At 37.7% G+C, this 26568-nt stretch carries 30 protein-coding genes; 15 read left to right on the forward strand and 15 right to left on the reverse strand.

Translation table 11 applies throughout. The annotated features are described in order from the left end of the window. The first annotated feature begins 1 nt into the window (after position 1). On the forward strand, positions 2-1054 hold the full coding sequence (gene cobD / locus CFPU101_RS11865) for a threonine-phosphate decarboxylase CobD (protein WP_206815557.1): 1053 nt from the start codon (positions 2-4) through the stop codon (positions 1052-1054). On the opposite strand, the gene CFPU101_RS11870 is transcribed toward cobD, so the two are convergent. Next, positions 1051-2286 carry an MFS transporter gene (locus CFPU101_RS11870; RefSeq protein ID WP_206815558.1) on the reverse strand — a complete coding sequence of 412 codons (1236 nt, stop codon included), beginning with the start codon at positions 2284-2286 and terminating at the stop codon, positions 1051-1053. The genes cobD and CFPU101_RS11870 overlap by 4 nt on opposite strands. Positions 2287-2375: 89 nt before the next feature. Between CFPU101_RS11870 and CFPU101_RS11875 the strand changes: the two genes are divergently transcribed. After that, the gene (locus CFPU101_RS11875) at positions 2376-3752 is read left to right on the forward strand and encodes a 1-acyl-sn-glycerol-3-phosphate acyltransferase (RefSeq protein ID WP_206815559.1); all 1377 of its coding nucleotides are present in this window, start codon (positions 2376-2378) and stop codon (positions 3750-3752) included. On the opposite strand, the gene CFPU101_RS11880 is transcribed toward CFPU101_RS11875, so the two are convergent. The 3 genes from CFPU101_RS11880 to CFPU101_RS11890 form a co-directional block, all read right to left on the reverse strand. Next, positions 3739-3954 (reverse strand): hypothetical protein, encoded by a 216-nt coding sequence (locus CFPU101_RS11880; protein ID WP_206815560.1) that lies wholly within the window; start codon positions 3952-3954, stop codon positions 3739-3741. The two genes, CFPU101_RS11875 and CFPU101_RS11880, sit on opposite strands and share 14 nt — an antisense overlap. A gap of 74 nt (positions 3955-4028) precedes the next feature. Continuing rightward, positions 4029-4925: an agmatinase gene (gene speB, locus CFPU101_RS11885; protein ID WP_206815561.1), complete on the reverse strand. Its 897-nt coding sequence runs from the start codon at positions 4923-4925 to the stop codon at positions 4029-4031. Between the two features lie 29 nt (positions 4926-4954). After that, positions 4955-5260 carry a DUF2288 domain-containing protein gene (locus CFPU101_RS11890; RefSeq protein ID WP_206815562.1) on the reverse strand — a complete coding sequence of 102 codons (306 nt, stop codon included), beginning with the start codon at positions 5258-5260 and terminating at the stop codon, positions 4955-4957. Positions 5261-5312: 52 nt separating this feature from the next. Here CFPU101_RS11890 and CFPU101_RS11895 point away from each other — a divergent pair, with 52 nt between their 5' ends. From CFPU101_RS11895 to CFPU101_RS11905, 3 genes are all read left to right on the forward strand, one after another. Then, the gene (locus tag CFPU101_RS11895) at positions 5313-5516 is read left to right on the forward strand and encodes a hypothetical protein (protein WP_206815563.1); all 204 of its coding nucleotides are present in this window, start codon (positions 5313-5315) and stop codon (positions 5514-5516) included. A gap of 347 nt (positions 5517-5863) precedes the next feature. Continuing rightward, complete coding sequence (locus CFPU101_RS11900) at positions 5864-6673, forward strand: IS982 family transposase (protein WP_374191949.1); 810 nt, start codon at positions 5864-5866, stop codon at positions 6671-6673. A 32-nt stretch (positions 6674-6705) separates the two neighbouring features. Next, positions 6706-6999, forward strand: coding sequence for a hypothetical protein (locus tag CFPU101_RS11905; RefSeq protein WP_206815564.1), 294 nt, complete (start codon positions 6706-6708; stop codon positions 6997-6999). A gap of 171 nt (positions 7000-7170) precedes the next feature. Here the strand turns inward: CFPU101_RS11905 and ftsH2 are convergent, their stop codons facing one another. Next, on the reverse strand, positions 7171-9057 hold the full coding sequence (gene ftsH2, locus CFPU101_RS11910) for an ATP-dependent zinc metalloprotease FtsH2 (protein WP_206815565.1): 1887 nt from the start codon (positions 9055-9057) through the stop codon (positions 7171-7173). Positions 9058-9521: 464 nt separating this feature from the next. Between ftsH2 and CFPU101_RS11915 the strand changes: the two genes are divergently transcribed. Together CFPU101_RS11915 and CFPU101_RS11920 are read left to right on the forward strand one after the other, a co-directional pair. After that, the gene (locus tag CFPU101_RS11915) at positions 9522-10919 is read left to right on the forward strand and encodes a DUF3370 domain-containing protein (RefSeq protein ID WP_206815648.1); all 1398 of its coding nucleotides are present in this window, start codon (positions 9522-9524) and stop codon (positions 10917-10919) included. Between the two features lie 183 nt (positions 10920-11102). Continuing rightward, positions 11103-11348 carry a hypothetical protein gene (locus CFPU101_RS11920; RefSeq protein ID WP_206815566.1) on the forward strand — a complete coding sequence of 82 codons (246 nt, stop codon included), beginning with the start codon at positions 11103-11105 and terminating at the stop codon, positions 11346-11348. A 14-nt stretch (positions 11349-11362) separates the two neighbouring features. Here the strand turns inward: CFPU101_RS11920 and CFPU101_RS11925 are convergent, their stop codons facing one another. The 3 genes from CFPU101_RS11925 to CFPU101_RS11935 form a co-directional block, all read right to left on the reverse strand. Continuing rightward, a complete protein-coding gene (locus tag CFPU101_RS11925; protein ID WP_206815567.1) occupies positions 11363-11830 on the reverse strand; it encodes a phosphate-starvation-inducible PsiE family protein in 468 nt (155 codons plus the stop codon). A gap of 113 nt (positions 11831-11943) precedes the next feature. After that, positions 11944-12636: a lecithin retinol acyltransferase family protein gene (locus CFPU101_RS11930; RefSeq protein WP_206815568.1), complete on the reverse strand. Its 693-nt coding sequence runs from the start codon at positions 12634-12636 to the stop codon at positions 11944-11946. Positions 12637-12661: 25 nt separating this feature from the next. After that, on the reverse strand, positions 12662-13390 hold the full coding sequence (locus tag CFPU101_RS11935; RefSeq protein ID WP_206815569.1) for a superoxide dismutase: 729 nt from the start codon (positions 13388-13390) through the stop codon (positions 12662-12664). A gap of 104 nt (positions 13391-13494) precedes the next feature. On the opposite strand from CFPU101_RS11935, the gene CFPU101_RS25580 reads away from it, so the two are divergent. The 4 genes from CFPU101_RS25580 (at position 13495) to CFPU101_RS11950 (ending at position 16110) form a co-directional block, all read left to right on the forward strand. Continuing rightward, positions 13495-13896, forward strand: coding sequence for an alpha/beta hydrolase-fold protein (locus tag CFPU101_RS25580; protein ID WP_242577903.1), 402 nt, complete (start codon positions 13495-13497; stop codon positions 13894-13896). Positions 13897-14220: 324 nt separating this feature from the next. After that, positions 14221-14412 carry a hypothetical protein gene (locus CFPU101_RS25585; protein WP_242577905.1) on the forward strand — a complete coding sequence of 64 codons (192 nt, stop codon included), beginning with the start codon at positions 14221-14223 and terminating at the stop codon, positions 14410-14412. 116 nt (positions 14413-14528) lie between these two features. Then, positions 14529-14753 carry a DUF4327 family protein gene (locus tag CFPU101_RS11945; protein ID WP_206815570.1) on the forward strand — a complete coding sequence of 75 codons (225 nt, stop codon included), beginning with the start codon at positions 14529-14531 and terminating at the stop codon, positions 14751-14753. Between the two features lie 478 nt (positions 14754-15231). Next, positions 15232-16110 carry a hypothetical protein gene (locus tag CFPU101_RS11950; RefSeq protein ID WP_206815571.1) on the forward strand — a complete coding sequence of 293 codons (879 nt, stop codon included), beginning with the start codon at positions 15232-15234 and terminating at the stop codon, positions 16108-16110. On the opposite strand, the gene CFPU101_RS11955 is transcribed toward CFPU101_RS11950, so the two are convergent. Both CFPU101_RS11955 and CFPU101_RS11960 read right to left on the reverse strand, forming a co-directional pair. Next, positions 16105-16980, reverse strand: coding sequence for a Tab2/Atab2 family RNA-binding protein (locus CFPU101_RS11955; RefSeq protein WP_206815572.1), 876 nt, complete (start codon positions 16978-16980; stop codon positions 16105-16107). The genes CFPU101_RS11950 and CFPU101_RS11955 overlap by 6 nt on opposite strands. A 65-nt stretch (positions 16981-17045) precedes the next feature. Further along, on the reverse strand, positions 17046-18074 hold the full coding sequence (locus tag CFPU101_RS11960; protein ID WP_206815573.1) for a glycosyltransferase: 1029 nt from the start codon (positions 18072-18074) through the stop codon (positions 17046-17048). A gap of 197 nt (positions 18075-18271) precedes the next feature. Between CFPU101_RS11960 and CFPU101_RS11965 the strand changes: the two genes are divergently transcribed. Continuing rightward, positions 18272-18733, forward strand: coding sequence for a CBS domain-containing protein (locus tag CFPU101_RS11965; RefSeq protein ID WP_206815574.1), 462 nt, complete (start codon positions 18272-18274; stop codon positions 18731-18733). 99 nt (positions 18734-18832) lie between these two features. Further along, positions 18833-19276, forward strand: a complete 444-nt coding sequence (locus CFPU101_RS11970; RefSeq protein ID WP_206815575.1) for a DUF29 domain-containing protein — start codon at positions 18833-18835, stop codon at positions 19274-19276. Positions 19277-19293: 17 nt separating this feature from the next. On the opposite strand, the gene CFPU101_RS11975 is transcribed toward CFPU101_RS11970, so the two are convergent. After that, positions 19294-20139: a methyltransferase domain-containing protein gene (locus tag CFPU101_RS11975; RefSeq protein WP_206815576.1), complete on the reverse strand. Its 846-nt coding sequence runs from the start codon at positions 20137-20139 to the stop codon at positions 19294-19296. 212 nt (positions 20140-20351) lie between these two features. Between CFPU101_RS11975 and CFPU101_RS11980 the strand changes: the two genes are divergently transcribed. Continuing rightward, complete coding sequence (locus tag CFPU101_RS11980) at positions 20352-22655, forward strand: putative PEP-binding protein (protein WP_206815577.1); 2304 nt, start codon at positions 20352-20354, stop codon at positions 22653-22655. On the opposite strand, the gene CFPU101_RS11985 is transcribed toward CFPU101_RS11980, so the two are convergent. From CFPU101_RS11985 to CFPU101_RS11995, 3 genes are read right to left on the reverse strand one after another with little or no spacing between them, the layout of a single operon-like run. Beyond that, the gene (locus tag CFPU101_RS11985; RefSeq protein WP_206815578.1) at positions 22634-22873 is read right to left on the reverse strand and encodes a 2Fe-2S iron-sulfur cluster-binding protein; all 240 of its coding nucleotides are present in this window, start codon (positions 22871-22873) and stop codon (positions 22634-22636) included. The two genes, CFPU101_RS11980 and CFPU101_RS11985, sit on opposite strands and share 22 nt — an antisense overlap. Positions 22874-22880: 7 nt before the next feature. Next, positions 22881-24356, reverse strand: coding sequence for a cobyric acid synthase CobQ (gene cobQ, locus CFPU101_RS11990; protein WP_206815579.1), 1476 nt, complete (start codon positions 24354-24356; stop codon positions 22881-22883). A 53-nt stretch (positions 24357-24409) separates the two neighbouring features. Continuing rightward, a complete protein-coding gene (locus CFPU101_RS11995) occupies positions 24410-24820 on the reverse strand; it encodes an Npun_F0494 family protein (RefSeq protein WP_206815580.1) in 411 nt (136 codons plus the stop codon). 99 nt (positions 24821-24919) lie between these two features. Here CFPU101_RS11995 and CFPU101_RS12000 point away from each other — a divergent pair, with 99 nt between their 5' ends. Beyond that, on the forward strand, positions 24920-25354 hold the full coding sequence (locus CFPU101_RS12000) for a peroxiredoxin (RefSeq protein WP_206815581.1): 435 nt from the start codon (positions 24920-24922) through the stop codon (positions 25352-25354). A 115-nt stretch (positions 25355-25469) separates the two neighbouring features. Here the strand turns inward: CFPU101_RS12000 and CFPU101_RS12005 are convergent, their stop codons facing one another. Further along, positions 25470-26210 carry a DUF3891 family protein gene (locus CFPU101_RS12005; RefSeq protein ID WP_206815582.1) on the reverse strand — a complete coding sequence of 247 codons (741 nt, stop codon included), beginning with the start codon at positions 26208-26210 and terminating at the stop codon, positions 25470-25472. Between the last annotated feature and the right edge of the window lie 358 nt (positions 26211-26568).

Below are 26568 nucleotides of genomic sequence, written 5' to 3' on the forward strand. Positions count from 1 at the left end.
TTTGACTAGACCACTTCACGGAGGTAATCTAGCCTGGGCAGCTATGATAGCAGGCTGTCCAGAATCTTTAATTACTGACTTTTCTGCTAGTATTAATCCTTTAGGGCCGCCTAAAAGTGCGATCGCAGCGATTCAATCTCATCTATCGACGATCAAGCATTATCCCGATCCCAATTACACCCAATTACGTTCTGTTTTAGCCCAAGAACATGATTTATCCCCCGATTGGATTTTAGCGGGTAATGGAGTCGCTGAATTACTGACTTGGGTTGGACGTGATTTAGCCCAAAAAGAGACAACTTACATACTGAGTCCTGCTTTTGGAGACTATAGCAGGGCGTTAAAAGCTTTTAGTGCATCCGTTCAATTGATTCCTTTAGATATCGATCAAGGAAATTGGGAAATCACATCATCAAATCTCGATCAATGTGGCTTACTCTTGAATAATCCCCATAATCCGACAGGACATTTATTCTCACAAGCCCAAATTTTCCCTTATTTAGATAGTTTTGGCTTAGTGGTGATAGATGAGGCGTTTATGGACTTTCTACCCCCACAACAGCAAGAAAGTCTAATTGAGTATGTACAAGATTATCCAAATTTAATAATATTACGCTCACTAACTAAATTTTATAGCTTACCCGGTCTGAGGATTGGTTATGCGATCGCTCATCCAGATTGTTTAAAAAGATGGCAGCAATGGCGCGATCCTTGGTCAATCAATAGTTTAGCCGATGTTGTTGCTCAAACTGTGATACAAGATCGAGACTTTCAACAGTTAACATGGGATTGGTTGTTACCCGCTAGAAAGACATTATTTCAAAATTTAGTAAATATCTCAGGATTAAAACCGATTTTAGGCAAAGCGAATTATCTATTAGTGAAAACCGATTTAGCTAGTTCTCAACTTCAAGAAATACTATTAAAACAGCATCAGATTTTAATTCGAGATTGCTTGAGTTTTGCTGAATTAAGCGATGCTTATTTTCGGATTGCGGTTCGTTCACCCGACGAAAACGAACGTTTAGTTAAAGCGTTATCTGCATCTCTTTAAGTTGAAGACTTCGGCATCATTTTTTCTAAAAACGAAAATATCACTAAACAAAAACAAACACTTAAACCTACGATTAACCAATAACTTTTAATGACTAGAGGAGATTGATCTAAAATAAAACCACCAATTAAGGGGCCGATAAAATAACCGATTGCCCAACATTGAGCATTAATCGAAAAATAAATCCCTAATAAATTGGCTGGTGCAATTTCAGCCACTAAAGAAGATGCTGAGGGTGTATAAGAAACGGTCGCAATCGCTAGAATCCCTAATCCAATAATTGCCAAAATTAGAGGCGAAGTTGCTAGAATTCCAGTTAACCAAATTACACTAAAACCAAGTCCCCAAAATAATAAAGAAAACCGTAAGGCGTTGATGCGATTGAAACGATTCAAGAAACGAGCGATCGGTAATTGACTAATCGCCATACTAACGATATACCAACTAAATAAAGCACTGATAATAGCGGCGGTGAAACCTCCATCTGATGTAAAGTTTTTGAAATAAAGTGGTAAAGTCGTTTGGAGTTGTGCTAAATAAGTTGTAAAAAAAATATTAGCGATAAAATATAATCTAAGACGAGAATCTTTAAAAGCTATTTGCCAACCTTTAAGGATGGGAATAGATTCTTTTTCTAATCGTTTTGGTTCTTTAATCGTAAAATAAATCAACAAGAAAAAGAGCAGGAAAGAAACACTATCAATGATAAACAATAACCGATAATTTTGTGAGGTAGTAATAATTATCCCCCCTAACATTACACCCAGACTTAACCCTAAACTATCAGCTAAACGAGTCATTGCAAACGCTTCATTTCTTTGCTCACCTGTCGTTAGATCAGCAACCATTGTTTCATTTGCGGGCCAATATAACCCCATGCCAAAACCCATTAATAAATTTCCGAACACTAATGAAGAAAAATTATGAGAAAAAGCTAAAATGAGATCAGCGATTGCAGAAATTAATGCCGATGAAAGTAAAGTTTTCCGTCTTCCCCAATGAGGTGAATCAGATAAAGATCCGCCTAAAAAGCGTCCAACCACACCAGAAACAGAAGCACTTCCTAAAGCAATTCCAACTAAGGTAGAAGATAAACCAACTTCATTGACGAAAAAAATAGGCGTATAGAATAAAATAAAACCTGTTCCGACTTCTGATAAAAATCGCCCCATCGCAAGAAGCCAAATTGCATAAGGTAAACGAGGAAAAGAAAAAAATGAGCGCAATTTCATTAAAATAAAACTAAATTTTGATAAAACGAATTCATTTAGCTACTAAAATTATAAAAAAATTAAATAATAAAAACATCTTTTATCAAGTAATGAATCAAAAATATAGACACGCGCAGCCTCCCTTAGAATTTATTTCCCCAATGTTAAATCCTTGGGTATTAAAAGGATCTCAAATCATTCTCCCATTTTGGTTACAGACACAAACCGAAGTAGGAGAGATTAATTGTCAAGGTGTTGAGACATTAGTAGAGTGTTATCAGCAATTTCAAGAAAAGAAAATTCGCTTTTTGATGGCATTTCGTCATCCTAATATTAATGATCCCTATTGTTTAGCCTATTTATGGTGGCGCATTATCCCGCAAGTCGCAAAACAAAAGAAAATTCCTTTAAAAAAGCCAATTCATGCTCATTTTATGTACGATCGTGGGATTCCTATTTGGGCAGGGGAAAAGGTAGGATGGCTGTATTCTCGCTTGGGTGGCACTTCGATTCAACGGGGTAAAATGGATTTAATGGGATTAAGATCAGCGCGTCATCTTTTTACTGATGGTGAATTTCCCTTAGCTGCTTCTCCCGAAGGTGCAACCAATGGGCATAATGAGATCATTAGTCCTTTAGAACCAGGACTCTCTCAACTGAGTTTCTGGTGTGTCGAAGATTTACAAAAAGCTAAACGCACTGAGTCAGTGTTAATCGTTCCCATCGGCATCCAGTATCATTATTTCACACCGCCTTGGGAAAAAATATCGAATCTCCTAAGCCAACTCGAAACCGAAAGCGGGTTAACTCCACCCAGTCAACCGAGTCTAAATGAAACTGTTTTATATCAAAGACTTTATCAACTAGCAGAATATTTATTAAAAACCATTGAAGAATTCTATCGAGACTTTTATCATAAAACGATTCCCCAACTCGATACACAAACGATTAATAACCCGAATTTAGCGTTAGGAATTCGACTACAAAATTTACTCAATACTGCTTTAAGTGTATCTGAAGACTATTTTAATTTAGAACCAACAGGGAATGTTATTGATCGCTGTCGTCGCATTGAACAAGCAGGATGGGATTATATTTATCGACTCGAATTAAAACCCACACATCCCTTATCTATTGTAGAACGAGGATTAGCCGATCGCGTTGCCGAAGAAGCCGAGTTAATGATGTGGCATATGAGAATTGTTGAAAGTTTTGTAGCAGTAACGGGTTATTATGTCAAGGAAAAACTGATTGCTGAACGCTTTGCCGAAACAACCTTATTATTATGGGATTTAGTCGCCCGAATTAAAGGGGAAAGTTCTTTTTTCCGTCCCCAATTGGGTAAACAAACCGTACAAATTACCATTGGTGAACCGATTTCAGTAAGCGATCGTGCTTTAGATTATAAGAAAAATCGTCGTCATGCTGTTGCTTCTTTAACACAAGATTTACAGACTGCTTTAGATCGTTTAATTATTCGGGATTAGTCAAGTTGTTGATAAAAAGCTTTGGTGTACCATACAGATAATGATCGTGTTCACTAGACCAATCTAGAGGCGCATCAACTGTTCCCGTCAATTTTTCTACAACATTCCAAGCATCTAAAGTTTTTTCGATTTTTTCTTTTACTGTATTTTGAGCTTTGACTAATTTTGCTAGTTTTTGTCTGCGTGTATTATTATGATCCATTGTTATAATTTTGAAGTTATTAGATAATATTTCTAAATAATAGGTGAGTTTGGCCTATCTCACCTATCATCATTTTATTTAAAGCGATATCCAATTAACTTATAGATTAACTTGGCTGTTGTAAATTCAGATACCACAGAATCGACTATTGGGGCAAGTTCCATCACATCACATCCGATCACATGATGGGTTTCACAGACGCGCCGTAAAAATTTCAGGGTATCATACCAATTTAAGCCGCCTGGTTCGGGGGTACCGACTCCTGGGATTAAAGTGGGATCGATGCCATCAACATCAATGGTAATAAAAACTTTTTCCGTTTTAATCTGTGCGATCGCTTTTTCGACCCAATCTGGATCATAAGCTGTATTTCTCGCCCAAACCACAGGAATTTGTTTTTCTTTAATTAAGGATGCTTCTTCAGAACAAATCGCACGAATTCCAACAGGAAGTGTCGGTAAACCCATTTCTATAACGCGACGCATCACACAAGCATGATTATGTAACGAGTCTTCGTACTCATAACGCATATCCCCATGTGCGTCAATTTGAATCACGGTAAAGGGTTCGTTTAATGCTTCTAGATACGCTTTGACAACACCTGTAGTAATCGCGTGTTCTCCCCCAACGGCTACCACAAACTTATCATCAGCAATCAGTCTCGCTACGGTTGCGGTGGTTTCCTCTAACATTTCTTCGGCAGTTAGAGAAGGGTTACGGCGCGTATCAGCAATCGAATCATGAGTATAGATACCCAATTCTACACAGGTTTCTTGCTCTAACTCTTCATCATACGCTTCTAACTGTTGTGAAGCATCTAGAAAAGCATCAGGCCCATTTTCACACCCTTTGCGATAGGTTGTGGTCGCTTCATAGGGAATCGGTAAAATAACGACTTTTGCAGTTTCATAGGGTGTAATCGCTTCTGAACCAAGAAACTGTAAAACTTCTGTTTGAGATTGTACTAACATTAACGGCGTGTCCCAAAGATATCTATTTTCTATTCTAATTCAGAGGCATTAGCAGACTGAACAAGCACAAACGGCTGTACAATCAAAGTGCTAAATTGTCTTTCTGGAGTACTATTCCAGTCGCTTAATTGTTTAGGAGTCGGTTTATGTATCAGATTTTGGCTAATCCAATTTTGGACTAAATTAACTTGATCAGTGGCGATCGCTTCTCCAACTTTTAGCAGATTGAGTGAAGCATTAACCACAATTAAAACATCGCGTTGAGCATGGGAAATCAGATCACGCCATTCAACATCAGCTAATTCTTGTTTTAGCTGGTTTTTTATCTCTGACATTTGGTAAAAAAAGGGTAACTTTATTTATACTACAATGCACGGAGTTTTACCAATGGCTCTTAAACTGCAATACGATCAGATTAACTGGAATGATCCCGAACTAATTGCGGCTTTAACGAAATATCGTGAAACCATTGATGCAGCTTCTCCGATCATGACAGGAATTAAGCAAACGTTTTCTACTGAAGAAATAGAAGCCAGACAAAAAGCCTTTTTTCAGCTTTTAGAGAAATATAAGGTAGGTACAGCTACTTAAAAATTGTACTTTTATTATAGTACATATTTATGTAACGATTGTCTAGTCTTTCTACTTGGTGCTTAAACGTGCCTTAAGTCAAGGAAAGCAGGTAGTTTGAAATAGCCGATCATATGAATAGTCCCCTAGAGGTCAGAACTCTAAAGGGACTAGAAAAATCTTTAACTTAATTAACCTGAGTTTTGGATAAGAGGATAGCCAAAAGTCGAGAAATTAGAGAAAATGCTCTCTCTAAGCAAAAATGAAGAATGAGAGAGCGAAAAATGTTTGAATCAATCATAACGGAGATGTTTGTTAAAATCGATGATTTCTGTACCAACTTTGAACCTAAGTGGCAGAAAAGCTGATTGCAAGAGGGCAAAAAAACTAGAAATCGAGCAGGACAATTATGCTTATCCGAAAAACTCACCATCATCATTGTTTTTCAAGCATCGGGATTTCGCACCTTTAAAAGTTACTACCAATTTATACAGCACTATCATCGCGCCTGTTTTCCCAACTTAGTCAGTTACAATCGTTTTGTCCAAATCATGCCGAGAACTTTCATCCCGTTATGTGCCTATCTTCTCTCCCGTCGGGGTCAAGTAACAGGAATTAGTTTCATCGACTCAACCAAAATCTCAGTCTGCCACAATCGTCGAATCAACCGTCATCGAGTTTTGCGGGGGTTGGCACAACGAGGCAAGACTTCCATTGACTGGTTTTTCGGCTTTAAAGTACATCTAATCGTGAATGATTGTGGTGAGTTGTTGGCTTTCCATATCACTCCAGGGAATGTCGATGACCGAAAACCTGTCCCTCAAATGGTTAAAGGACTATCGGGCAAACTTTTCGGTGATCGTGGCTATCTTTCACAATCTCTGTTCGAGCAACTTTTTCAAAGAGGAATTGAATTGTTCACCACCTGTCGAAGCAACATGAAGCCTCGGCTACTTAAACTTTACGATAAACTTTTGCTCCGAAAACGGGCTTTGAGCGAAACCATTAATGACCAGTTGAAAAATCAAACTCAGCTTGAACATACTCGTCATCGTAGTCCTATTAATTTCATGATTAATTTGGTTGCTGCTTTGGTCGCTTATACTCATCAACCTAAAAAACCTTCCCTTGATTTATCTAATTTTGAATTAAATTTACTTTCTGATCTTCATGCTTAAACAAAACTCAGGTTATTTAGGAGTTTAGCAAAATGACCACAGTTACGGAAGGTGATTTAAAACGATTAGAAGATCTTATTAACAATCGGTTTAGCGAGTTAGACCGAAAAATAGATAGTGTTGACAAGAAACTAGATGTTTATATCGCTAAAACGGATGAGCAGTTAAGGGGCATTGTAAAACGACTCGATGACACAAATAAACGAATTGATGATACAAATACCCGTCTCAACACGATTACCTTTGGGATTTTTAGCGTTGTTGGGGTTTTTGCCGCAGGAATCCTAGCGATCATGGCTAAAATTGTCTTTTTTCCAAACCCTTAACCGTAGTAAAATCGATTAGTACAGTAGAGGTAAATAGAAAATTGATAGAAGTATCTATTTAAAAATCATCTCTACTGCTTACAGGATAAGAGTTAGATAGAACAAAAGAGCGTTAGAAAAAAATCAGGGCTTGACAATCAAACCCCGATAATTTATCGATTAACTATTTAATTACAACTGAGGGACAAACTGTTCTTTTTCAGGAACATGAGTGTATTCAGCCACAATTTGACGAAATTCCTCGCCGTTGATCGTTTCTCTTTCAATCAATAGATCCACTAAACGATCGATTACCTCACGATTTTCGCGCATAATTTGTTTAGCGATTTGATGAGCGTGTTCAACAATGCCTCTGACTTGATCATCAATGCGTGTTGCTACCTTTTCGGAATATTCAACACGGTTCATCAAACCACCGCCTAAAAAGACTTCTCCACCAGGGCTTTCTAGAGACAAGGGGCCAAGATCACTCATGCCAAAACGAGTTACCATCTGACGCGCCATTTCAGCAACCTGTTGTAAGTCGCCACCTGCACCTGTGGTCACTTCATCATAACCAAAGATTTCTTCTTCGGCAGCACGTCCACCCAAAGCACCACTAATTCTAGCCAAGAGTTGCGCTTTAGTGGTAAGTCCTTGTTCTTCATTGGGAGTAAACCATGTTAAACCCTGTGCTTGTCCTCTGGGGATCAGAGTAACTTTTTGGACGGGATCATGATCTTTAAGTAATGTGCCGACGATCGCATGACCCACTTCATGATAGGCAATTAACCGCTTACTCTTACTATCAACAAGGGGGGTTCCTTCCATCCCTGCGACAACGCGATCAACTGCATCATCTACTTCTAACATGGTGATCGCTTCTTTACGACGACGCGCTGTTAAAATTGCCGCTTCGTTCATTAAGTTCGCTAAGTCTGCACCACTAAAACCGGGGGTACGACGAGCGATCGCTTCAATAGAAACTTCTGGGGCTAATTTTTTGTTACGAGCGTGAACATCTAGAATACCAATACGACCTTTAAAGTCTGGCGCATCGACGATCACTTGACGGTCAAAACGACCTGGACGCATTAAAGCAGAGTCGAGGACATCAGGGCGGTTGGTTGCTGCAATAATAATGATTCCAGTATTGCCTTCAAAACCATCCATTTCGGTCAGTAACTGGTTTAGGGTTTGTTCCCGTTCATCGTTACCACCACCGATACCCGCACCCCGTTGACGACCTACTGCGTCAATTTCATCGATAAAGATCAAACAGGGGGCATTTTCTTTCGCTTTTTTAAATAGGTCACGGACGCGAGAAGCACCAACCCCGACAAACATTTCGACGAACTCAGAACCAGAGATACTAAAGAAAGGTACTCCCGCTTCACCTGCGATCGCTTTGGCTAACAGTGTTTTACCTGTCCCTGGGGGCCCAACTAGGAGAACACCTTTAGGAATTTTGGCACCAACTGCGGTAAAGCGTTCGGGTTGTTTAAGAAAGGTTACAACTTCTTGTAATTCTTCTTTTGCTTCATCAATTCCTGCTACATCATCAAAAGTAATTCCCGTTTTTGCTTCCATCTGGAAACGGGCGCGAGATTTACCAAAACTCATCGCTTGACCAGGGCCACCAGGGATATTACTTGAGCGACGGAATAGGAAAAAGAGAGCCGCAATTAGGAGAAATGGGAAGATTAGATTACCTAATAAGCCCCATATTGCGCCATCATTGCGAAGGGGATGAATATCAAAACTAATGTTTGAATCTCTTAATTTAGCAATTAAATCTGGAGAATTTGAAGGGAGATCGACTCTTAGACGTTGGATACGATTTTCGAGTTCTGGATCAACCGCTTGGACAATGGCTGTTCTGCCACTCTCATATAAATCAACGCTGATGACTCGGTTAGTATCTAAATATTCTAGAAAACGTCCGTAAGTCATGCGGGTACTAGCAGTATTATTACCGATCGTTGAAGTCGCCGTTGCGAAAGTCCCTTGCCAAAGGAAAAATCCGATAAACAAGATAGGTAATATCCAAAGTAGTACAGTTCGCCAAGAAATTTTCATGTTTTTTTAGGTATCTCTCTTGTAAAAGCAAATTTTAGTTCGCTATCTTATCTTGCTACTTTTGTCAATGCTAGTAGCACAGTTAAAGCCGATTTGTTATCAACAGCTTTTGTATCTTAATTAAATTTAACGTAATTCTCAGTTTTCTTGCAATAGCCTATTCCTAAAGGATTTGATGAAAAAGCCGAACCATTAAGAAAAAGTCAATTTTGAATGTCACTCTGTAGTGATACGATAGAACTCGATTTTAAGGATCAAAGGAAACAATCTTTGACTTGCTTTTGTCTATAAACATGACTGTTTAAGTCTTTAAACCGCCGTGCTAGAAGGAATAAGAGTTTAAGGTTAATTTTATTTGAATTTTCAGACACTATGGCTTATATTTGTTTAGAAGATTGAAAAATCCTCTCTTTTGATGGCTCAGTATTTTTGTCGACTAACTTGTGACTGTTGACTTGTCTGTTATGTTACCGTTTATCCCCCCCTCTCTGATTGCCCAAGCGACAGCAACCGTAGCCCCCATCGAACAACGATTTATTACCCAGTCCCAAGAAATTCGGACTTTACCAGGGCGACTCAATGATGTTTTGGTTTTTAATAGCAACAGTCCAGAAGTGATTCATCATGAAGGAATATTGCTTTCTACTTTTCCCCAAACTGGGAAACAATTTCCTAACGCTCATCTTAACCAACCGCTACAAGGTCGCTTTGATATTTTTACGCATCATATTGCTCGTCCTTCTAGTAGCAAACGGCCTCTTTATCAAGGATTACTGATTCATAACCCCACTTCAAAACCGATCATCGTTCGAGTTTTACAAGCGGTCAGCTATTTGAATTCTACAGATGCACCTTTTATTGAACTACCTCCTCTAGTAGAAGATCCAGTGGGTCGGTTTTATTCAGGCCCTGGCTCTAGATTAATGAGTGATATTCTCAGAAGAAGAAATCAACCTCAATTTCCAAGTCAGATCATTATCGGGCCACATCAAAGCCAGATGTTATTTACCCTACTAATTCCTAATCGTAGCGCACGCTCGACCTTAATGCGTGTTGATAGCAGTGGCCCTGTTTATCTGGCTAATATGGCTTTGTCAGCAATGGTAGAAATTCCCAAAAATCATAAACCCAAACCCCATGACAAAGATCGCAATATTACTCCATCTGTCCTCTTGCGTGGGCCAACTATTGAAGAATGGAAAAAGGTATTAATTAAAGGAAAACTGGTCAGTCCAAGAGATTTAGTTCCAACCCCTCCCGAACGGTTTGGGCGTGATGAACAAGATAAAATTTATGGTCGTGTCGCGGGTATTTCGGTTGGTTCGGAATGGTTTGCCAGAGTCACCGATCAACCAAAAACCTCTCATTTAACAATTCCCAAAAAAGGAAAAGCTCTTTCTTATCCTTTAAGTACGGTTACAGCCGCAACATTTGGTACGAAACAAGTTCAAAGCGCACCGATGTTAGTTCGCTATCCTGATACGGCATATCAAGCACATGGGAATTATGGGGTACACTACAATTTAACTTTCCCTTTGTATAACCCTTCTGATCGACCTCAAACCATTTCTGTATCTTTGCAAACACCCGTTATTGATGATCGATACAGCGATCGGTTATTCTTCGTAGAACCAGCACAAGGTCAAGTATTTTTCCGAGGTACGGTACGAGTCGCTTATCGAGATGCGGGAAGTTTATCGAATACTCGCTATTTTCACCTAGTGCAACGGCGCGGTCAACAAGGTGAATCTTTATTAAAAATAGAAATTCCAGCGAGATCCATCCGAGAGGTTAATCTTGATTTTCTTTATCCTCCTGATGCGACACCGCCCCAAGTTTTAACTATACAATCCCTAGAGTAGCGAAAGCGGCGAGTTTTCTTTTTGAATCTATCTATAAATAGATTTTTTTTGAGAGTATCATCAATCTCTGTATACAGAGTAAATTTTTAATTGAGATTTAAAATGTAGCTATCAATACAGACAAAATAGATAGTAGACTTTTTTGTCTTGTTTTTTCCAAAATGGATGATTAGCACAATATCTATGAGACCTTACTGGCAACTTTACAAAAAATTAGAAGGCTTACCCGAAGCAACCCCCGAACCCGTAGCGGAACCAGAGTTAACCTTACCTTTGCGACAAGCGTGGAAACTGTTGATCGATTTATTAACTCAAGAGTTAGTCTATGAGCAACAAATCGAATTTTTAGAACGATGTTTAAAGCATGATTTGATGAATAGCAATAAATCTAGCAACTTTTGGGTAAAATTTGGTAAATTGTTGGATTAATTTGAATTAAGTCACTATTCTTTAGTATTTTTGATTTGTTTCACTAACCAATAACAAACCGTAAGACTCGCGATGACAAAACCTAAAGCAGCTAAGTCGTTACCTGTATATTTAGTAGTATCAAAAATAATAATTTTTCGAGCAACTGCAATAATGGCAGTAACAATGACTAATTCAACGTGAAAAACATTTTTTTTTAAATAAGCAGTAATATTATCCAAAAGTTCTAAAGCAATTAGAATATTGAGAAATAAGCCAAAAACTTCTATTAAAGTTCTATTAAAAAATCCGATGGGTTCTGTTCGCCAAATATCTTGATATAAAATTATAATTAAATCAATTAAAGCAATTAAAATCACAAATAGTAACACTATGGTTAATATTTTAGCTGTGATTTTTTCATAACGATGAACAACTTCAAGAAACTTGTCATCTTGAAAAGACTCTTGCAAACGCTTAAAAAAATTACTAGATTTTTTCATGTGATAGGGTTTAGTCTATGATTTATTAAAAATTTAGCCTGTTTGAAGAATAAGCCGAACCTTAAAAAATCATGTCATAAAACTGTTACATCTGGCAACTCAAAAAATAAGTATTAACTGATTTGATTAGCGACTAATAAATCTTTAATTACCTTTTCTGCCATAATGGCTAATTGATCTAATTCTTCTTTTAATTTATCTGCTTGTTTTTTGTAGTAAACCTTGCGCGTTAAAGCTTCTCTTGCTAAATCTTCGCGATTTTGCTCTATGGCTTTTTTCGCCACTTGATTCCATGCTTCTTTTTCTTTAAGTGCGGTTGTATACTGAGGTTGTAGGTCATCCCAAACCACTTTAATATCGCCTAAAGCACTTTGTAATAAAGTTTTGGCATTACTCGGATCAGCACCCACTAAAGCCTCTTTTAAAGGTTCGTATAAGCCAACGGTTTTAAGATGAGCAATAACTGGGATAAAATCTTTAATTTGGACACTTTCGCTAATTCCAGTTTTACACCAAGTCGCAAAATGTTCACAATTATTAAATAATAAATTATATTTTCGTTCACTCAAACGACTTTCGGCACGAGACACTACTATATCTGGAATAAAACAAAAACCATTTTTATATTCAACAACATATACTGAATTACCACGAGAAAAAGTCTCAAAAGTAGTTCGTTCAACAATTTCACTTGGTTTACGATAATGAATCACCGTTCCATCACCACAATCAATACCATGATGTTGATAAACACCTTTCAAATTCATAAACTCTCGATAAACGTAAATTTGATCGCCACGTGCCATAAAAATTCCTTATAATAACTTATTTTCAAGCCTTAGCTGCCAGAAAACGTCGATTAATTTCTTCCCAATTTAGAACATTCCACCACTGCTTTAAATATTCTCCTCGATTATTGCGATATTTGAGATAATAAGCGTGTTCCCAAACATCATTACCCATAATCGGCTTTAGTCCTTGCATGATGGGGCTATCTTGATTCGATAGATTAATTATTTTTAGTGTGCCACTTTTATCTAAAACTAGCCATGCCCAACCACTGCCAAAAACTTTAGCACCAGCATTGTTAAAATTGGTTTTAAACGTTTCAAAACTCCCAAATTCTTTTTGAATTGCTTGTGCTATTTTACCTTGGGGCGTTCCTCCCCCATTAGGTTTCATAATCTCCCAAAATATTTTATGATTGATATATCCTCCACCATTATTGCGAACCGTCTGGCGAATATCAGCAGGTAAAGTATCTAAACCCTGCAAAAGTTTATTAATTGATTGATCTTTTAAATCGGGATATTTATTGATTGCTGCATTAAGATTTTTGACATAAGCGGCGTGGTGTTTATCATGATGAAAACGCATCGTTTCTTCATCAATATAAGGCTCTAGTGCATTATAAGCATAGGGAAGTGGCGGTAATTTAAAAGATTCATCTTGTGCTTGGGTGGTTGTTTGGGCAAGCGTTGGATCAGATAAAGCTTTGATCGCAGTTGCGGCGGTTAGTGTTCCACATAAAATTAAAAAATGACGACGGTTAATAGCCATAACTTTTGATATACCTGCAAATAACATTTAATATTATAAATTTTAGAGGAATAGGGACGTAACTTTCTTTGGCTAGATTGACTCGCACTTGACTAAAAAAAATAATGAAACTGCAAAAACTTTTCCTAATGAGTTTAGGGTCACTTTTGCTCTTAGGTGGTGTCGGTTACTGGTATGTTTTTGTAGAAGGTGCGCCTCAATTCGACCCTCCTGCCATCAATGAAGCGGGAACGGGAATGACCTTTCAACTTCAAGACTTTCAAAGTCTGGCGATGGGACAAACTCGACAATATGGTTTAGTCCTACCACCCGATTATGACAAAAATCCTCAAAAACGTTATCCCGTCATCTTCTTCCTACACGGTGGACACGATGATGGGCGGGCCTGGGTCGATAAATATGGTCTAATTCCAGTCCTTCATCAACTCCATCAAAGTGGAAAACTGCCGCCATCGACTATCATTACTCCAGATGGCAATGATTTAAGAGGTTCGAGTCCGTTATAGGATTCTGATTATTATGATGGGCCCAATGGCAAAATCGGAACGCTGATCGGCTCAGAATTGGTACAAATAGTCAAGTCTCGTTATCGAACTTTAGAACAACCTGAATTTTGGGCAATGGGTGGCGTTTCTTCGGGAGGTTGAGGCGCGTTAAATATTGGTCTGCGACATTTAGATAATTTTTGTGTTTTCTTTAGCCATAGCGGCTATTTTACCGATGATAGTGGTGCCGCCAATAGTCCTCAAACGTTTATTTCACAAATTCCACCGCCCGAAAGAGCGTGTTTAAGAGTTTATCTGGATGCGGGCCAAGCTGATGTTAATTTTTTGGCATCAACCCAACAGTTTCATCAAAAATTAAATCAATTCAACATTCCAAATCAATTTCATGCGTTCCTTAGTGGACATGGTTTATCGGGGCCTGATTATGGTTGGAATTATTTTCATAAACATTCGGTAGATTCTTTATCTTATGTGGGTCAACAATTTCAAAAAGCCTATCAACTATTAAAAAAATAAGTCATTCTCTACTCTAAAAAATAACCTTCCTGACAAATCTTTGTCATCCGTCTGTCATTCCTCTGACACAAGAGACAGTTAAGCTGAATTCAAGTTAGGTGTTAGGAGAAAAAATTATGGTTCAATCAGCAATGAGACATTCTCTAGAAGTTCTCAGGGAAGAAGCGAGACAGTTAGTATTACAAGGATATATACACCGTCATCAACCGATTTATATTCTCAGTTGCTATCTTCCTCCACAGATCTGGACTTGTTTAGAATATGTTTTAGAAGAACATAATTTTTTATTACGCGATCGTATTGATGATCTGATTAATCAAGAGCGATGGGATAACGATTAATTCATCTCATTCTAGGCATTGGTAAAATAGATTCAAACCTCAGATCAAATCAATGTCTGTTATTCCAGAAAATAACGATTTACTCAGTGGAGAATGTTTCTTTCTCCGCAAATGAGTCGGTTTACACGTTTTTAAAGAGAAATTTCACCCCCAATGGCAGCCCAGATATATCATCTATTCAGGTGTAGCTAGTGAGCGCAGATGTGGTAGTGGCATTAGTTAGAGCAGATTCAGGCGATCGACTATTAGATTATTTCAAACCTAGTTCATAAGTATTTAAACTTAGCTCTTTAGCAATAACAACACTTTTTTTTGTTAAAGTGCCTAAAATTCCTAGCGTGTTTTTTTGAGCTTCAGATAAGATAAAAACACATTTTACTTAAACATTTTTGTAGCCAAAATAACGAGCAAATCATCAGCCGATGGTTCGCTAATTTCCTATTCAATTCATTTGTTTTCATCAATAGGAGGATGTTTCATGGATAGTCAAACCAAACTCAATATTTTTCAATTACTGACAATTGCTGGCATTTTTAGTGTTAGCTTGCCCTCACAAGCTGCTACGATAGAATTTCGTGGAACTGGGAGCAATGCAGCCACAGCGTTTACCAATTATCAAACCGCTATTGGTGGAGTAAATAATGGTGCGGCTTCTGGTTCACAGGGGAGTGGTTTTCGGACAATAAACTGGGATGGTGTACCGCTAGATGGTTCGGGTGCGGGTGCAGGGATAGAAACAATTGTCTCTAATAAAGTTGTTACAATTCCAGATGATCTCTTCCTCAATCGTGGCACACTGTACGATGAAGAATATGTCGTTAGTGGCGATGGTTTTGAAAGTGTAAATTCAGGTGTAGCGGGTCAATTTCCGCCGTTTAGTCCTAATAATATCTTTGCCCATTTTGGCGAGGATAATAACGAAATTGATCAAAGCTTTACGATTCCAGGGAGTTTTCAACAAGCAGGTACACGGGGTTTTGGGGCGATTTTTCTTGATGTCGAGTTAGCGAACACCAGTTTTATTGAATATTTTAGTGGCTCAAGGAGTTTAGGTAAGTTTTTTGTTGATCCTGCAAATAGTGGCGAACCTTCTTTTTTGGGCGTATTATTTGATGATCCAATTGTTACCAGTGTTGAATTAAACTTAGGTAATAATACGATCTTTGATCTCCAAGGTAATACCATTATTTCAGGCCCCGCCGATGATCCCCTCAATGGTATAGATCTAGTAGCGGTTGATGATTTTGTTTACGCTGAACCGGTAGCCGTCAATGTTCCAGAACCCTCATTATTAACGGCAATTGCTGTTTTAGGAGGGTTAGGAATATCAACTTTATTAAAACGGCAAAAACTATAATTTCTCTTCCTTAAGTAGCCAAAAACCTGCAAAAGATTCGGACTCTTGTTTAGATTGAATGGCCAAAAAATGTACTTTTTGAGCCTTTTCTTTTTTGGCTTCAAATCCTTTGGCTTCTGATATAGTTTTTGCATCCAATACCGTCGCTAAAATCCAACTGTCACTAGAACCTGTTTCTAAACGTACAATTGGACGAGAACCTGATTCAAACTGGAGATAAGCTAATTCTAATCCAGACATCCAAGCCGCTAGAGGTAAGGCGCGAGATGAATAGACAATAATTCCAGGTATGGGGGTATCGGGTGTGAGTTCAGTAATTGAGAGGGGAAACGCTTCACCAAAAGCAATATCCCATTCTTCCATATCTGCAAATGCCGACGCTTCTAAATTGACAAACGCCCATTTATCACCCCTATCGACTCTAACCGCATCTGGAAGTGGAATCGCTGCTAGAGGTGGATATTGTACAGATAGAGACTTAGCCGAATTTTCATCATAGCCTGGTTGTTCAGGATAAAACGTTTGATTTCTCTGCTCAAGCCAAGCATTTAAGGCATAAGTCCGACGGCTAGGGGCTGCGGTAATTCCTAAATCTTCACACGCTTTGAGAATCATATTATTCATCTGACGGCGGAAAAAACGAATCTTTCTCGGTGTTTCACCCGCTTGAGTAATTGCTTTTCCGATGGCTTCTTGTAACCAAATAGAATTAACAGTTTTATTTGAGCAAAATTCGGAATATTTAAACAGAGTTTCGGGTTTTTGAGTAATTTCTGTAGGAGATTCGCAGATTAAGACTTCCCATAATTTCTTTTTTTCATCATCTAAAACAGGACGTGAATAGTAATCTAATTCCCAAATTTTCCCCATATTTTTGAGTAGCCTATTTATTTAATACGATGCGCTTTAATCATTGAGCCATTATTCATTATAAATTAATCGGGTTGCTCATGGCTTACTGTTTCTTGTTGTCCCACCACTTCCCGTACTCGGTAGATGGGTCGTTTTTGTGATTCATGATAGGTTCGCATTCCCAATTCAGCCAATAAACCAAAACTAAAGAGTTGAATACCCGTCATAAATAAAAGTACCGCTAAAATTAGTAAAGGACGATCGCCAATTTCTGCACCGAAAAATAGTTTAATAAAAGTTAAATAGATTCCTAAAATCATTCCCAAAAAAGTCGCAAATAGCCCAAATAATCCGAAAATGTGCATCGGACGGGTTAAAAACTTTTTAATAAAAAAGATGGTAAATAAATCCATTAACACTCGAAAAGTTCGTCCTAAACCATATTTACTTTGACCATAGCGACGGGCATGATGTTGTACTGGAAGTTCAGCGATTTTTGCCCCTTCAATATAAGCTAATGCGGGGAGAAAACGGTGTAATTCTCCATATAGATTTAAGTCAGCTACAACTTCAGCGCGATAAGCTTTTAGTGAGCATCCATAATCATGTAATTTAACACCCGTGACTTGTCCGATTAACCAATTAGCAATTTTAGAAGGAAGTAACCGTTTAACCTTATCATCTTGACGATTTTTGCGCCAACCACTAACTAAATCATAACCCTCATATAGCTTATTAATCAGTTTTGGGATGTCTTGTGGATCATTTTGTAAATCCCCATCTAGAGTAATAATAATTTGTCCTTTGGCGTGTTTAAATCCTGCGGCTATGGCTGGCGTTTGACCATAATTTCGCCGTAGAATAATCGCTTTTAAATCAGAACGCGAGTGAGCAAGATTTGTTAAAAGTTGACTTGAGCCATCAGTTGAGCCATCATCAACGCAGATAATTTCATAATTATATTGCTCTGATTGTAGTGTGGTGGCAATAGTATCAATTAATTTAGGAAGACTTTCAAATTCATTATAAATAGGAACAACGATCGATAAAAATAAATCAGATTTTTGCCATGAGTGATTTGATATTAAATGAGTCGAAACCGAAGAAGACATAAAAAAAAGAATAAAAATTTAATTTTAGGTTATCACATTAGGGAGACAAGCCCTTTTGATTTTAAATAGTCACTAATGTAGACCGATGCCAGCGTTACTCTCGTTCCCCAAGTCAACGTATATATTTATATCTGTTCTTGGCTCAGGCGACTAAATTTCCTACAATAAGAAAGAAAAGTGTTATTTTTGGGTAAACCATGACGAAAACGGTTGCCGAAGTGATGACCCCTAACCCAATCACGGTAACGCCTCAGACCTCACTACAAGAGGCAATTCAAGTTATCGCGGAAAAAAAAATTAGTGGGTTGCCTGTTGTTGATGATTCAAATAAATTAGTCGGTGTCATCTCCGAAACAGATTTGATGTGGCAAGAGACGGGAATTGACCCACCACCTTATATTATGTTTCTTGATAGTGTCATCTATTTACAAAATCCGAATCGTCATGAAAAGCTAGTACATAAGGTTTTAGGACAAACTGTCGGGGAAGTTATGACTAATAAACCCATAACAGTCAAACCCTCTCAAACCATAAGAGAAGCGGCACAGTTAATGACTGATCACAAAATTGGCCGTATTTTAGTAACAGATGATACAGATGAAAAAGTCATTGGTATCATTACTCGTGGTGATATTATTCGGGCGATGGCTGCTACTTAAAATTATGGGAGGGTCACGCCATCAAGTTTAAATGTTATTGGTTTGACCTTCCTGAGAAATTAAAATGCTGTCACAGCATGAGTTAGGCTAGTTAAATATATGACCTTAATCGCTCTAAAAACCCTGTATGAGCAAGACTATAACTTGTGGTTAAAAACAACTGTTCATTTGTTACGGGAAAACAAGCTAGATCAAATTGATTACGACAATTTAATCGAAGAATTAGAAGGCATGGGGAGAAGCGACAAAAGAGCTTTGAAAAGTAATTTAGAACAACTCCTAATGCACCTTCTTAAATGGCAGTATCAATCGAATAAACGAACAGGAAGTTGGGAGCGTTTTATTAAAGAACATCGTAACCGAGTATTAGATACATTAGAAGATAGTCCCAGTATTAAACCCTACTTAAATGAAATATTTAATAAGTGTTATCAAAATGCTAGAGATTATGCAGTATCAGAAACAGGTTTATCTTTAGCAACTTTTCCTAACATTTGTCCTTTTACGATTCAGCAGATTTTAGATACAGGATTTTTTTGGTGATAATCACTAAATAATTCTTACTTTCTACCACACAAAACCCCAAAGCGAACTAAACCCCGTTCATAGCCTTGACTCATTAATCCTAATGCTAATGCCCCTTGAATCGTTGTCCAACCACTCTTGAGTAAATTTGTAATGACTTTAAAATCAAAAGCAGATTCGATAACAACATCCCAAAAAGGAGCCACCGCAGTAGACCAATCATCGGCGATAATATTTTTAAACCCGCAATTAGATGCGATCGCTTCATACTCTGGTAAAGAAATCACATAAGGTAAATAATAAACTCGATAAATCTCTTCTAAATGCCGTTTCTCATCTGCGGTTAAATCACTTGCTAGAGAATTAGTTGGACGATGACACCAAGTCGCAAAAATAAAAACTCCACCTGGTTTAAGCACACGGTAACACTCCTCTAAAAACCGTGTCTTATCTGCCATGTGTTCCCCACTTTCTAATGACCACACCAAATCATAAGAATTGTCTGCAAAGGGCATATTTAGGGCATCAGCCACTTGAAAAGAAACATTTCCTTCTAAAAAAGCATTTATCGCTCTTTCGTTGGCTCTAGCGGCTTGTACGGGTGATAGGGTGATCCCAGTTGCAGTAGCGTTAAATTTTTCGGCGAGATAAAGCGTACTACCGCCTATTCCACAGCCGACATCTAAAATATTGCTTGCTGTTTTAATTTGAGCAAAGCTAAGAAGTTCTTCAATGAGGTTAATTTGGGCTTGTCGTCGATTTAGTTTATGTGTACCACCCCTACCATAATAGCCATGGTGCATATGTTCGCCCCAAACCTGTTCCCAAAGTTGACTAGAAGCGTCATAAAATTGAGCAATACCGTCATTGAGTGATGTCATAGCTTAGACTGAGGATAAAGATAAATCAGTTAGCTATTTTAACAGACTCGCTCAAGTTAAAAACACGTCAATATTATGAGAAACTCTAAGAAATGTCTTAAGATTTCTGAGATTCGATGGATAAACCATGCACAATAAAGAGAATACTTAGTGTTTAATGAGTTAGTAACAATCAAAAAAAAGATGTACGCTGTTTTATTTATTGATTTTTATTGTTAGACCCTGTTGTCTTAACTATATTGTTGGTGATTCTCCATTGGCTAAATCAAATTCAAGCGTCAGAACGAATCAAAGTAGGTAAAAAAGCGTTTCTGTTAAGTCGTCTGGCTCAGAAAGGCTATCCAGTTTTTTCAGGTTTTGTCGTTAATACGACTACGTTTCAGGCTTTTTTAGAAAAGTTAGAAGATTTTAAATCATTACTTGCTGATTTTCCACAAACTTCTTTATATCTCGATATTCATAACCCCAAAGCATTACAGTTAATTGCTCAAAATAGTCGTCATGCTATTTTAGATACTCAACTATCTTCAGACGAATTAACTACTATTGTAGAGGCAGCCAAGCAATTAAACTCTAATACTTTAATTTTTCGGTCTTCTCTTTCTCTACCATCTACTTCAGCAAAGTATCCATCTGGGTTACTTTCTTCTCAAGTGTGCTGGAATCAACTAGAATCGATTGAATTAACTCTAAAAACAATCTGGTCAGAATTATTTAGTGCAAAAAGTTTATTTTATTGGCAACGTTTAGGAATTCCTTTAGAAAAAGTCAATTTAGCGATTTTAGTTCAACCCCTAAACAATGTTACAGCTACAGGAAAAATCTTAATTCAGCCTCATTTAATGCAAATACAAGCGACTTGGGGACTCGGTTATAGTTTATTAAAGGGTGATGTTTCTCCAGATCTTTATGAGGTAGATTCTCAAACGGGAAGAATTATCCGAAAACAATTAGGAGTTAAATATTGTGCTTACCAAGTACCAACTCAATTTGATAAAAATGAATCTGATTTATTAAAACTCAACTCATTAAGTTTAGAAAAGCAGGAAAGCTACTGTTTAAATGATGATTTCTTAGCTCATTTATTTCAAATGGTGCGGAATTTATGGTTAGAAAATCCCACAGTAACTGGAATTGACTGGAGTTTAATCACCGAGCAGTCACCTCAGTTTTACATCACAAAAGTTCAATTTAATCAATTATCTTCTCTTTCAGAAAATTCTGATAATTCCTCAACTTCTATGATTAGTCAAGGTTTAGGAGCTTCATCTGGAATCGTCACTGCACCAATTTTAATTATTTTAGAAATTCCGACAGATTTAAAACGAGAAATGTCAGGTTCAATTCTGATTACCCGTGAAATAACTTCGGCTTGGCTACCCTTATTAAAACAAGCATCTGGTTTAATTTTAGAACAAGGAAGTATGACGAGTCATGGCGCAATTATAGCTAGAGAATTAGGCATCCCCGCAATTGTTGGTATTCCAAATGCCACTCAGTTATTTACATCAGGTGAGACAGTTGTTTTAGATGGTAATACGGGCAAAATTCATCGAGGAAAAGCATTGCAAGTACCAGTTACACCCCAGAAAAATAATATTAATCCTGATGCAGAATCGATTAATTATCCAATTATTACTCAATTAATGGTTAATATCAGTCAAAAAAAATCAATTGAGAAAACGATGGATAAACCCATAGATGGAATCGGATTACTACGCTCGGAATGGCTATTATCTGAATGGTTCACCAAACATTCTTTAGAAAATCTTTTAGAATTATCTTTTCAAGAACAATTACTGACAGAATTAATAGAATTAATTGAGCCATTTGTCCAAGCATTTCATCCAAAACCCGTGTTTTATCGTACTTTTGATAGTTTAGAAAAAACAACATTAGGAAAACGGGGTACCTATAATTATCTTCAAAATCCGATTTTATTTGATTTAGAACTACAAGCTATTCAACATCTACAAAAACAAGGCTATTACAACATTAAATTGATTTTACCTTTTGTGCGAAGTGTTGAAGAATTTCGTTTTTGTCAACAGCGTATTATACAAACAGGTCTAACTCAATTTCCCTTATTTCAAATTTGGATGATGGCAGAAGTTCCATCGGTTCTTTTTTTGCTTCCCGAATATGTTAAAGCAGGTGTACAAGGAATTGCAATTGGTAGTAATGATTTAACACAACTACTACTCGGAATTGAGCGAGAAGATTCACAATTGAGTCAACACTATAACGCGTATCATCCCGCGATGCAAATGGCATTTAAACAACTAATTCAACAAACAAAAATGTTAAAGATTCCCTGTTCAATGTGTGGTCAGGCTGTTGTACAATATCCTGAATTAATTGATTCTTTGGTGGAATGGGGAATTACAGCGATTTCGGTTGAACCTGAATCTGTACCTATAGTCTATCAAGCGATCGCAAAGGGTGAATATCGATTGTATTTAGAAGTTGCTCGACAGAATCGTAATCCAATCAACTACCATACAGGATCAGAATAAAGATGGATGGTGAGTGATGAAGTGTCAAAAGGAACTGCACTAATACAACAACAGATCGGCGTACCATCCTCTAATTCTACTTCACACGCATGACAAGAACCCATTAAACACCCAGTCGGAATAAAAACCCCTGCTTTTTCTGCCACCGCTAATAAAGGTTCTCCTGGTTGGGCTTCAATGGTAATATCATCAGGTAAAAAATGAACTTGTACAGCCATAATGATTTTACTGTGGTAAAACTGAACTTAAGTTAACATACTGCTCAACGAGATCAGCTAAATCATTGATCATGATTTCTCGTTGTTCGCGATAATTTGCTATTCCAGTGGGTAAGGAATTCAAACCGCGTCGATTTCGCAAGTTATTTAACCAAGTCCGTCGCCAAGGCCCATTATCAAAGACACCATGAAGATAACATCCCCAAATTGTTTGAGACTCATTGACTATCCCCAAACTAGCATCATCGAACAAAGATAAAAACTGTTCTTTGGTATAATTCATCACTTTGCTTACTCCTTGATGAATCTCATAACCCTTGACAGGTAAACCTTTCTGGGGAAAAATCGAAGACACCTGACGAGTTCGAGTGATTTTGTCGGCTGTAATCGTCGTCGTCAAAGGTAGTACATTTAAACCACGATATTCTGAGTCTTGTCCTTCAAGATGATGGGGGTCTAAAACCTGTTGTCCTAGCATTTGATAGCCTCCACAAATGCCTAAAATTACACCACCTGCGGCGATATAATCTTTTAATTGTGCTGCCATCCCGCTTTCATGTAATGCTTTTAAATCAGAAATCGTGGTTTTAGTTCCAGGTAAAATGACTGCATCAGGATAACCTAAATCATCTTTTAAATCGACGTATTTCATCGCTACCGTTGCTTCTGCATCGAGGGGATCAAAATCAGTAAAGTTAGAAATGCGTGGGTTACGGATAATACTAATCTTGATTTCAGTTTGTGTTTTTTTGGAACGATATTCCACTAAAGATAAAGAGTCTTCGGCAGGTAAACTTAAATCTGTCCAAGGAATCACCCCCACGACTGGAATACCTGTATAACTTTCTAGCCAAGTAATTCCCGAATCTAATAGCGATCGTTGTCCTCTAAACTTATTAATAATAATCCCTTTAATCAAGGCTCGTTCTTCGGGTTCGAGTAGTGCTAGTGTACCAACTACGTGAGCAAATGCGCCACCTCGGTCAATATCTACTACTAATAGCGTCGCGGCATTTAGATATTTAGCAACCCGCATATTAGTCAAATCTCGGTGTTTGAGATTAATTTCGGCTGGACTTCCCGCCCCTTCACAAACCACTAGATCAAATTCGATGGCTAAACGCTGTAGGGATGAAGTGATCGCTTGCCACCCTAAATCAAAGTATTTCTCATAATAATCGGCTGCATTGGTAACTCCTATTGCTTTCCCTTGGATAATCACCTGAGAGGTCATATTTCCTTGGGGTTTGAGCAAAATCGGATTCATTTCGACTCTAGGCGTAATTCCAGCGGCCCAAGATTGAACCGCTTGAGCATAGCCCATTTCTCCTCCAGATGGCGTGACATAGGCATTTAAAGCCATATTCTGTCCTTTAAAGGGGGTCACTTGCCAGCCACGACGGGAAAGAATACGACAAATAGCGGTGGTTAAAAATGATTTTCCAGCGTGGGAAGTCGTACCCACGACCATGATAGCTTTCATTTAATATATTTATTTTTTATAATGTTTTATTTTTAAGTTTTCCCAAAATCACTCTAGAACGAAAAGGAAAACCAACGATTGATACTATTAATTACAGAATCCCAAAAGGTCGGTTTAGGAAAATTCCCGCCCTGATTTTCCCATTTTTCCACGAGTTGCCGTCCTAGTGGCGTTAGACGAAAACTATCTGTAATTCCTTGTCCATCCACTTCGCGTCGTAGTAATCCCACATTGATTAACCAGAGTAGATTGCGTTCTGTCCACAGTTCGGCTAACGGTTTTTTAGTATAACCTTTTTCTATTCCAGATTGTCCCGTCATCATGGGTAAAGGAATACTTTCATTTCGCATTACTGCAAACAAAGGAAGCAAAAAAGGAGAACAAGACAATGCCCGTTCAGCGCGTTTTAGGGTTGCATCGGAATAGGTAACAGATTGTTCTTTAGGAGTGGATGAGGTGATCATTGTTCGGTTTTTGCCAGATTTTGGGCTTGTATATAAACTATTGTAAAGTTTATGATCAATTATGATCGACCTTTATTCAATCTAAGGAACTAAGAAGCTATGGCTTTAGCAGTTGGAACAGTGGCACCGAACTTTACAACCATTGATGATGAAGGAAAAACCGTTTCTTTATCGGATTTCAAAGGAAAAGTCGTTGTTATGTACTTTTATCCTAAAGATGATACACCTGGTTGCACGAAACAAGCCCAAAGCTTCCGCGACAACTACGAGCAGTATCAAAATCAGGAAATGGTAGTATTAGGGGTAAGTATGGATGATGAAGCCTCTCACAAAGCTTTTAAAGAAAAGTATGGTTTACCTTTTCAATTATTAGTTGATAAAGATGGCAAAATAACTCAAGCCTATGATGTATCGGGTGGTGGATACGCCAAACGGGTTACTTATATCATCGATGCTGAAGGAAACATCTCCTATGTCGATGATAAAATTAACACCGCAACCCACGCAGAAGATCTTCTAAAAGTGGTTAGATAGTTTTAAATAATTGACCTCACCAAACGCCCTCACTACCGCCCCCTAGCCCCCTCCTAAGAGGAGGGGGAACTATAAGGACTCTATTTTATATTGGGGGCTTTAAATTCAGATGATTTTATGAAGCTTTCTCGTCTTTAACAAAAGTCCATTCAAATAGCTGGCGAGGAGCTTCTTTGAGAGCTTTAACTAAACTATTATTATCTTTAAATGCAACTTGTGAAAGGGAAGAGTATTCTACATTCACGGTAAAGCGATCGTTGTCAAAACACCAAGGGGTAACATTAATCAAACCGTTTTTTAATTGTTTAATGTCGTAACGTTGTCCATCGTGTGCTTTACTAATTTCTAAGAAGCGTTCATCTTCAGGTAGTTCTTGCTGACAAAGTATTAGAGAAAGACGATCGCACCATTGTAGAAAATCATACGCTGAATCTGCATCTTCTTGGCTAATTCCTAATTCTTTAAGCCATTCTTTTTGATTTGCCAATTGAGCTTCTAAAAATTGATCAGCCTTTTTATCGGTTCCTTTAGAATCCTTATTTAGCCGATAAAGGTGCATTGAAGTTAATAATGCTACCCAACGTCCCCGATATAAAGCACGTTCGATATGTTTTGTCAAGCGATCATAGGCTGGATCTTCATCAAGCGTAAAATCCCTTGGCGCACCCGCTTCAGTTATGATATTTTCTTCCCATTCCCGTTCTAAATCATCGTGATGGGAAATCGCGGCAATTGTTTCATATAATCTTGGGGGTGCGTCTTTTCTGCGCCATTGTCCAGCAAGTTGAGCCGCGAGTAAAGCATGAGCGCGATGATAAATAACGTCCCATCCAGTCTTAGTCGGGTTAACAATCACTCTGAAAGCCTCCTGTTAATTTTTGGGCTATAGACAATTAAAGTTATCATCGTTTTTCTATCGTCAGATTGAGTCTTTTATTCATAAAATAGTTTACGGCGATTTACCCTAAAATCTAAACTATCTCAAGAAGGATGTCAAAATACTCGTTACTATGGCATTGAAGAAAGATTTTATTTTTTCACGTTTCTATATTCGATAAAATGGAATTAATTTTTAATATTAATTATGTTGAAAAAAATGTTTAATTTAAAACTTTTATAAAATATTTTGATACAATACTCATTAAATTAATTGTTTTTGTTTTTAATAAAAACCATGGTAACCGCTCCTCAAAAAGACATTTTTTACCCTAGTT

Origin of the sequence: Chroococcus sp. FPU101 (assembly GCF_017312365.1) — a bacterium.
In the GTDB taxonomy this organism is placed as follows: domain Bacteria; phylum Cyanobacteriota; class Cyanobacteriia; order Cyanobacteriales; family Microcystaceae; genus Chroococcus.

What these genes read in the sequence shown, in the direction of transcription:
- CFPU101_RS11975 (WP_206815576.1), bottom strand. Translation starts at nt 20,139, where the DNA reads ATGACATCACTCAATGACGGTATTGCTCAATTTTATGACGCTTCTAGT.
- CFPU101_RS11890 (WP_206815562.1), bottom strand. Translation starts at nt 5,260, where the DNA reads ATGTCAGAGATAAAAAACCAGCTAAAACAAGAATTAGCTGATGTTGAA.
- cobQ (WP_206815579.1), bottom strand. Translation starts at nt 24,356, where the DNA reads ATGAAAGCTATCATGGTCGTGGGTACGACTTCCCACGCTGGAAAATCA.
- CFPU101_RS11895 (WP_206815563.1), top strand. Translation starts at nt 5,313, where the DNA reads ATGGCTCTTAAACTGCAATACGATCAGATTAACTGGAATGATCCCGAA.
- CFPU101_RS25580 (WP_242577903.1), top strand. Translation starts at nt 13,495, where the DNA reads ATGAAACTGCAAAAACTTTTCCTAATGAGTTTAGGGTCACTTTTGCTC.
- ftsH2 (WP_206815565.1), bottom strand. Translation starts at nt 9,057, where the DNA reads ATGAAAATTTCTTGGCGAACTGTACTACTTTGGATATTACCTATCTTG.
- CFPU101_RS11945 (WP_206815570.1), top strand. Translation starts at nt 14,529, where the DNA reads ATGGTTCAATCAGCAATGAGACATTCTCTAGAAGTTCTCAGGGAAGAA.
- CFPU101_RS11955 (WP_206815572.1), bottom strand. Translation starts at nt 16,980, where the DNA reads ATGGGGAAAATTTGGGAATTAGATTACTATTCACGTCCTGTTTTAGAT.
- CFPU101_RS11920 (WP_206815566.1), top strand. Translation starts at nt 11,103, where the DNA reads ATGAGACCTTACTGGCAACTTTACAAAAAATTAGAAGGCTTACCCGAA.
- CFPU101_RS11870 (WP_206815558.1), bottom strand. Translation starts at nt 2,286, where the DNA reads ATGAAATTGCGCTCATTTTTTTCTTTTCCTCGTTTACCTTATGCAATT.
- speB (WP_206815561.1), bottom strand. Translation starts at nt 4,925, where the DNA reads ATGTTAGTACAATCTCAAACAGAAGTTTTACAGTTTCTTGGTTCAGAA.
- CFPU101_RS11965 (WP_206815574.1), top strand. Translation starts at nt 18,272, where the DNA reads ATGACGAAAACGGTTGCCGAAGTGATGACCCCTAACCCAATCACGGTA.
- CFPU101_RS11905 (WP_206815564.1), top strand. Translation starts at nt 6,706, where the DNA reads ATGACCACAGTTACGGAAGGTGATTTAAAACGATTAGAAGATCTTATT.
- CFPU101_RS11970 (WP_206815575.1), top strand. Translation starts at nt 18,833, where the DNA reads ATGACCTTAATCGCTCTAAAAACCCTGTATGAGCAAGACTATAACTTG.
- CFPU101_RS11935 (WP_206815569.1), bottom strand. Translation starts at nt 13,390, where the DNA reads ATGGCTATTAACCGTCGTCATTTTTTAATTTTATGTGGAACACTAACC.
- CFPU101_RS11880 (WP_206815560.1), bottom strand. Translation starts at nt 3,954, where the DNA reads ATGGATCATAATAATACACGCAGACAAAAACTAGCAAAATTAGTCAAA.
- CFPU101_RS11925 (WP_206815567.1), bottom strand. Translation starts at nt 11,830, where the DNA reads ATGAAAAAATCTAGTAATTTTTTTAAGCGTTTGCAAGAGTCTTTTCAA.
- CFPU101_RS11950 (WP_206815571.1), top strand. Translation starts at nt 15,232, where the DNA reads ATGGATAGTCAAACCAAACTCAATATTTTTCAATTACTGACAATTGCT.
- CFPU101_RS12000 (WP_206815581.1), top strand. Translation starts at nt 24,920, where the DNA reads ATGGCTTTAGCAGTTGGAACAGTGGCACCGAACTTTACAACCATTGAT.
- CFPU101_RS11875 (WP_206815559.1), top strand. Translation starts at nt 2,376, where the DNA reads ATGAATCAAAAATATAGACACGCGCAGCCTCCCTTAGAATTTATTTCC.
- CFPU101_RS11995 (WP_206815580.1), bottom strand. Translation starts at nt 24,820, where the DNA reads ATGATCACCTCATCCACTCCTAAAGAACAATCTGTTACCTATTCCGAT.
- CFPU101_RS11930 (WP_206815568.1), bottom strand. Translation starts at nt 12,636, where the DNA reads ATGGCACGTGGCGATCAAATTTACGTTTATCGAGAGTTTATGAATTTG.
- CFPU101_RS11960 (WP_206815573.1), bottom strand. Translation starts at nt 18,074, where the DNA reads ATGTCTTCTTCGGTTTCGACTCATTTAATATCAAATCACTCATGGCAA.
- CFPU101_RS11985 (WP_206815578.1), bottom strand. Translation starts at nt 22,873, where the DNA reads ATGGCTGTACAAGTTCATTTTTTACCTGATGATATTACCATTGAAGCC.
- CFPU101_RS11915 (WP_206815648.1), top strand. Translation starts at nt 9,522, where the DNA reads ATGTTACCGTTTATCCCCCCCTCTCTGATTGCCCAAGCGACAGCAACC.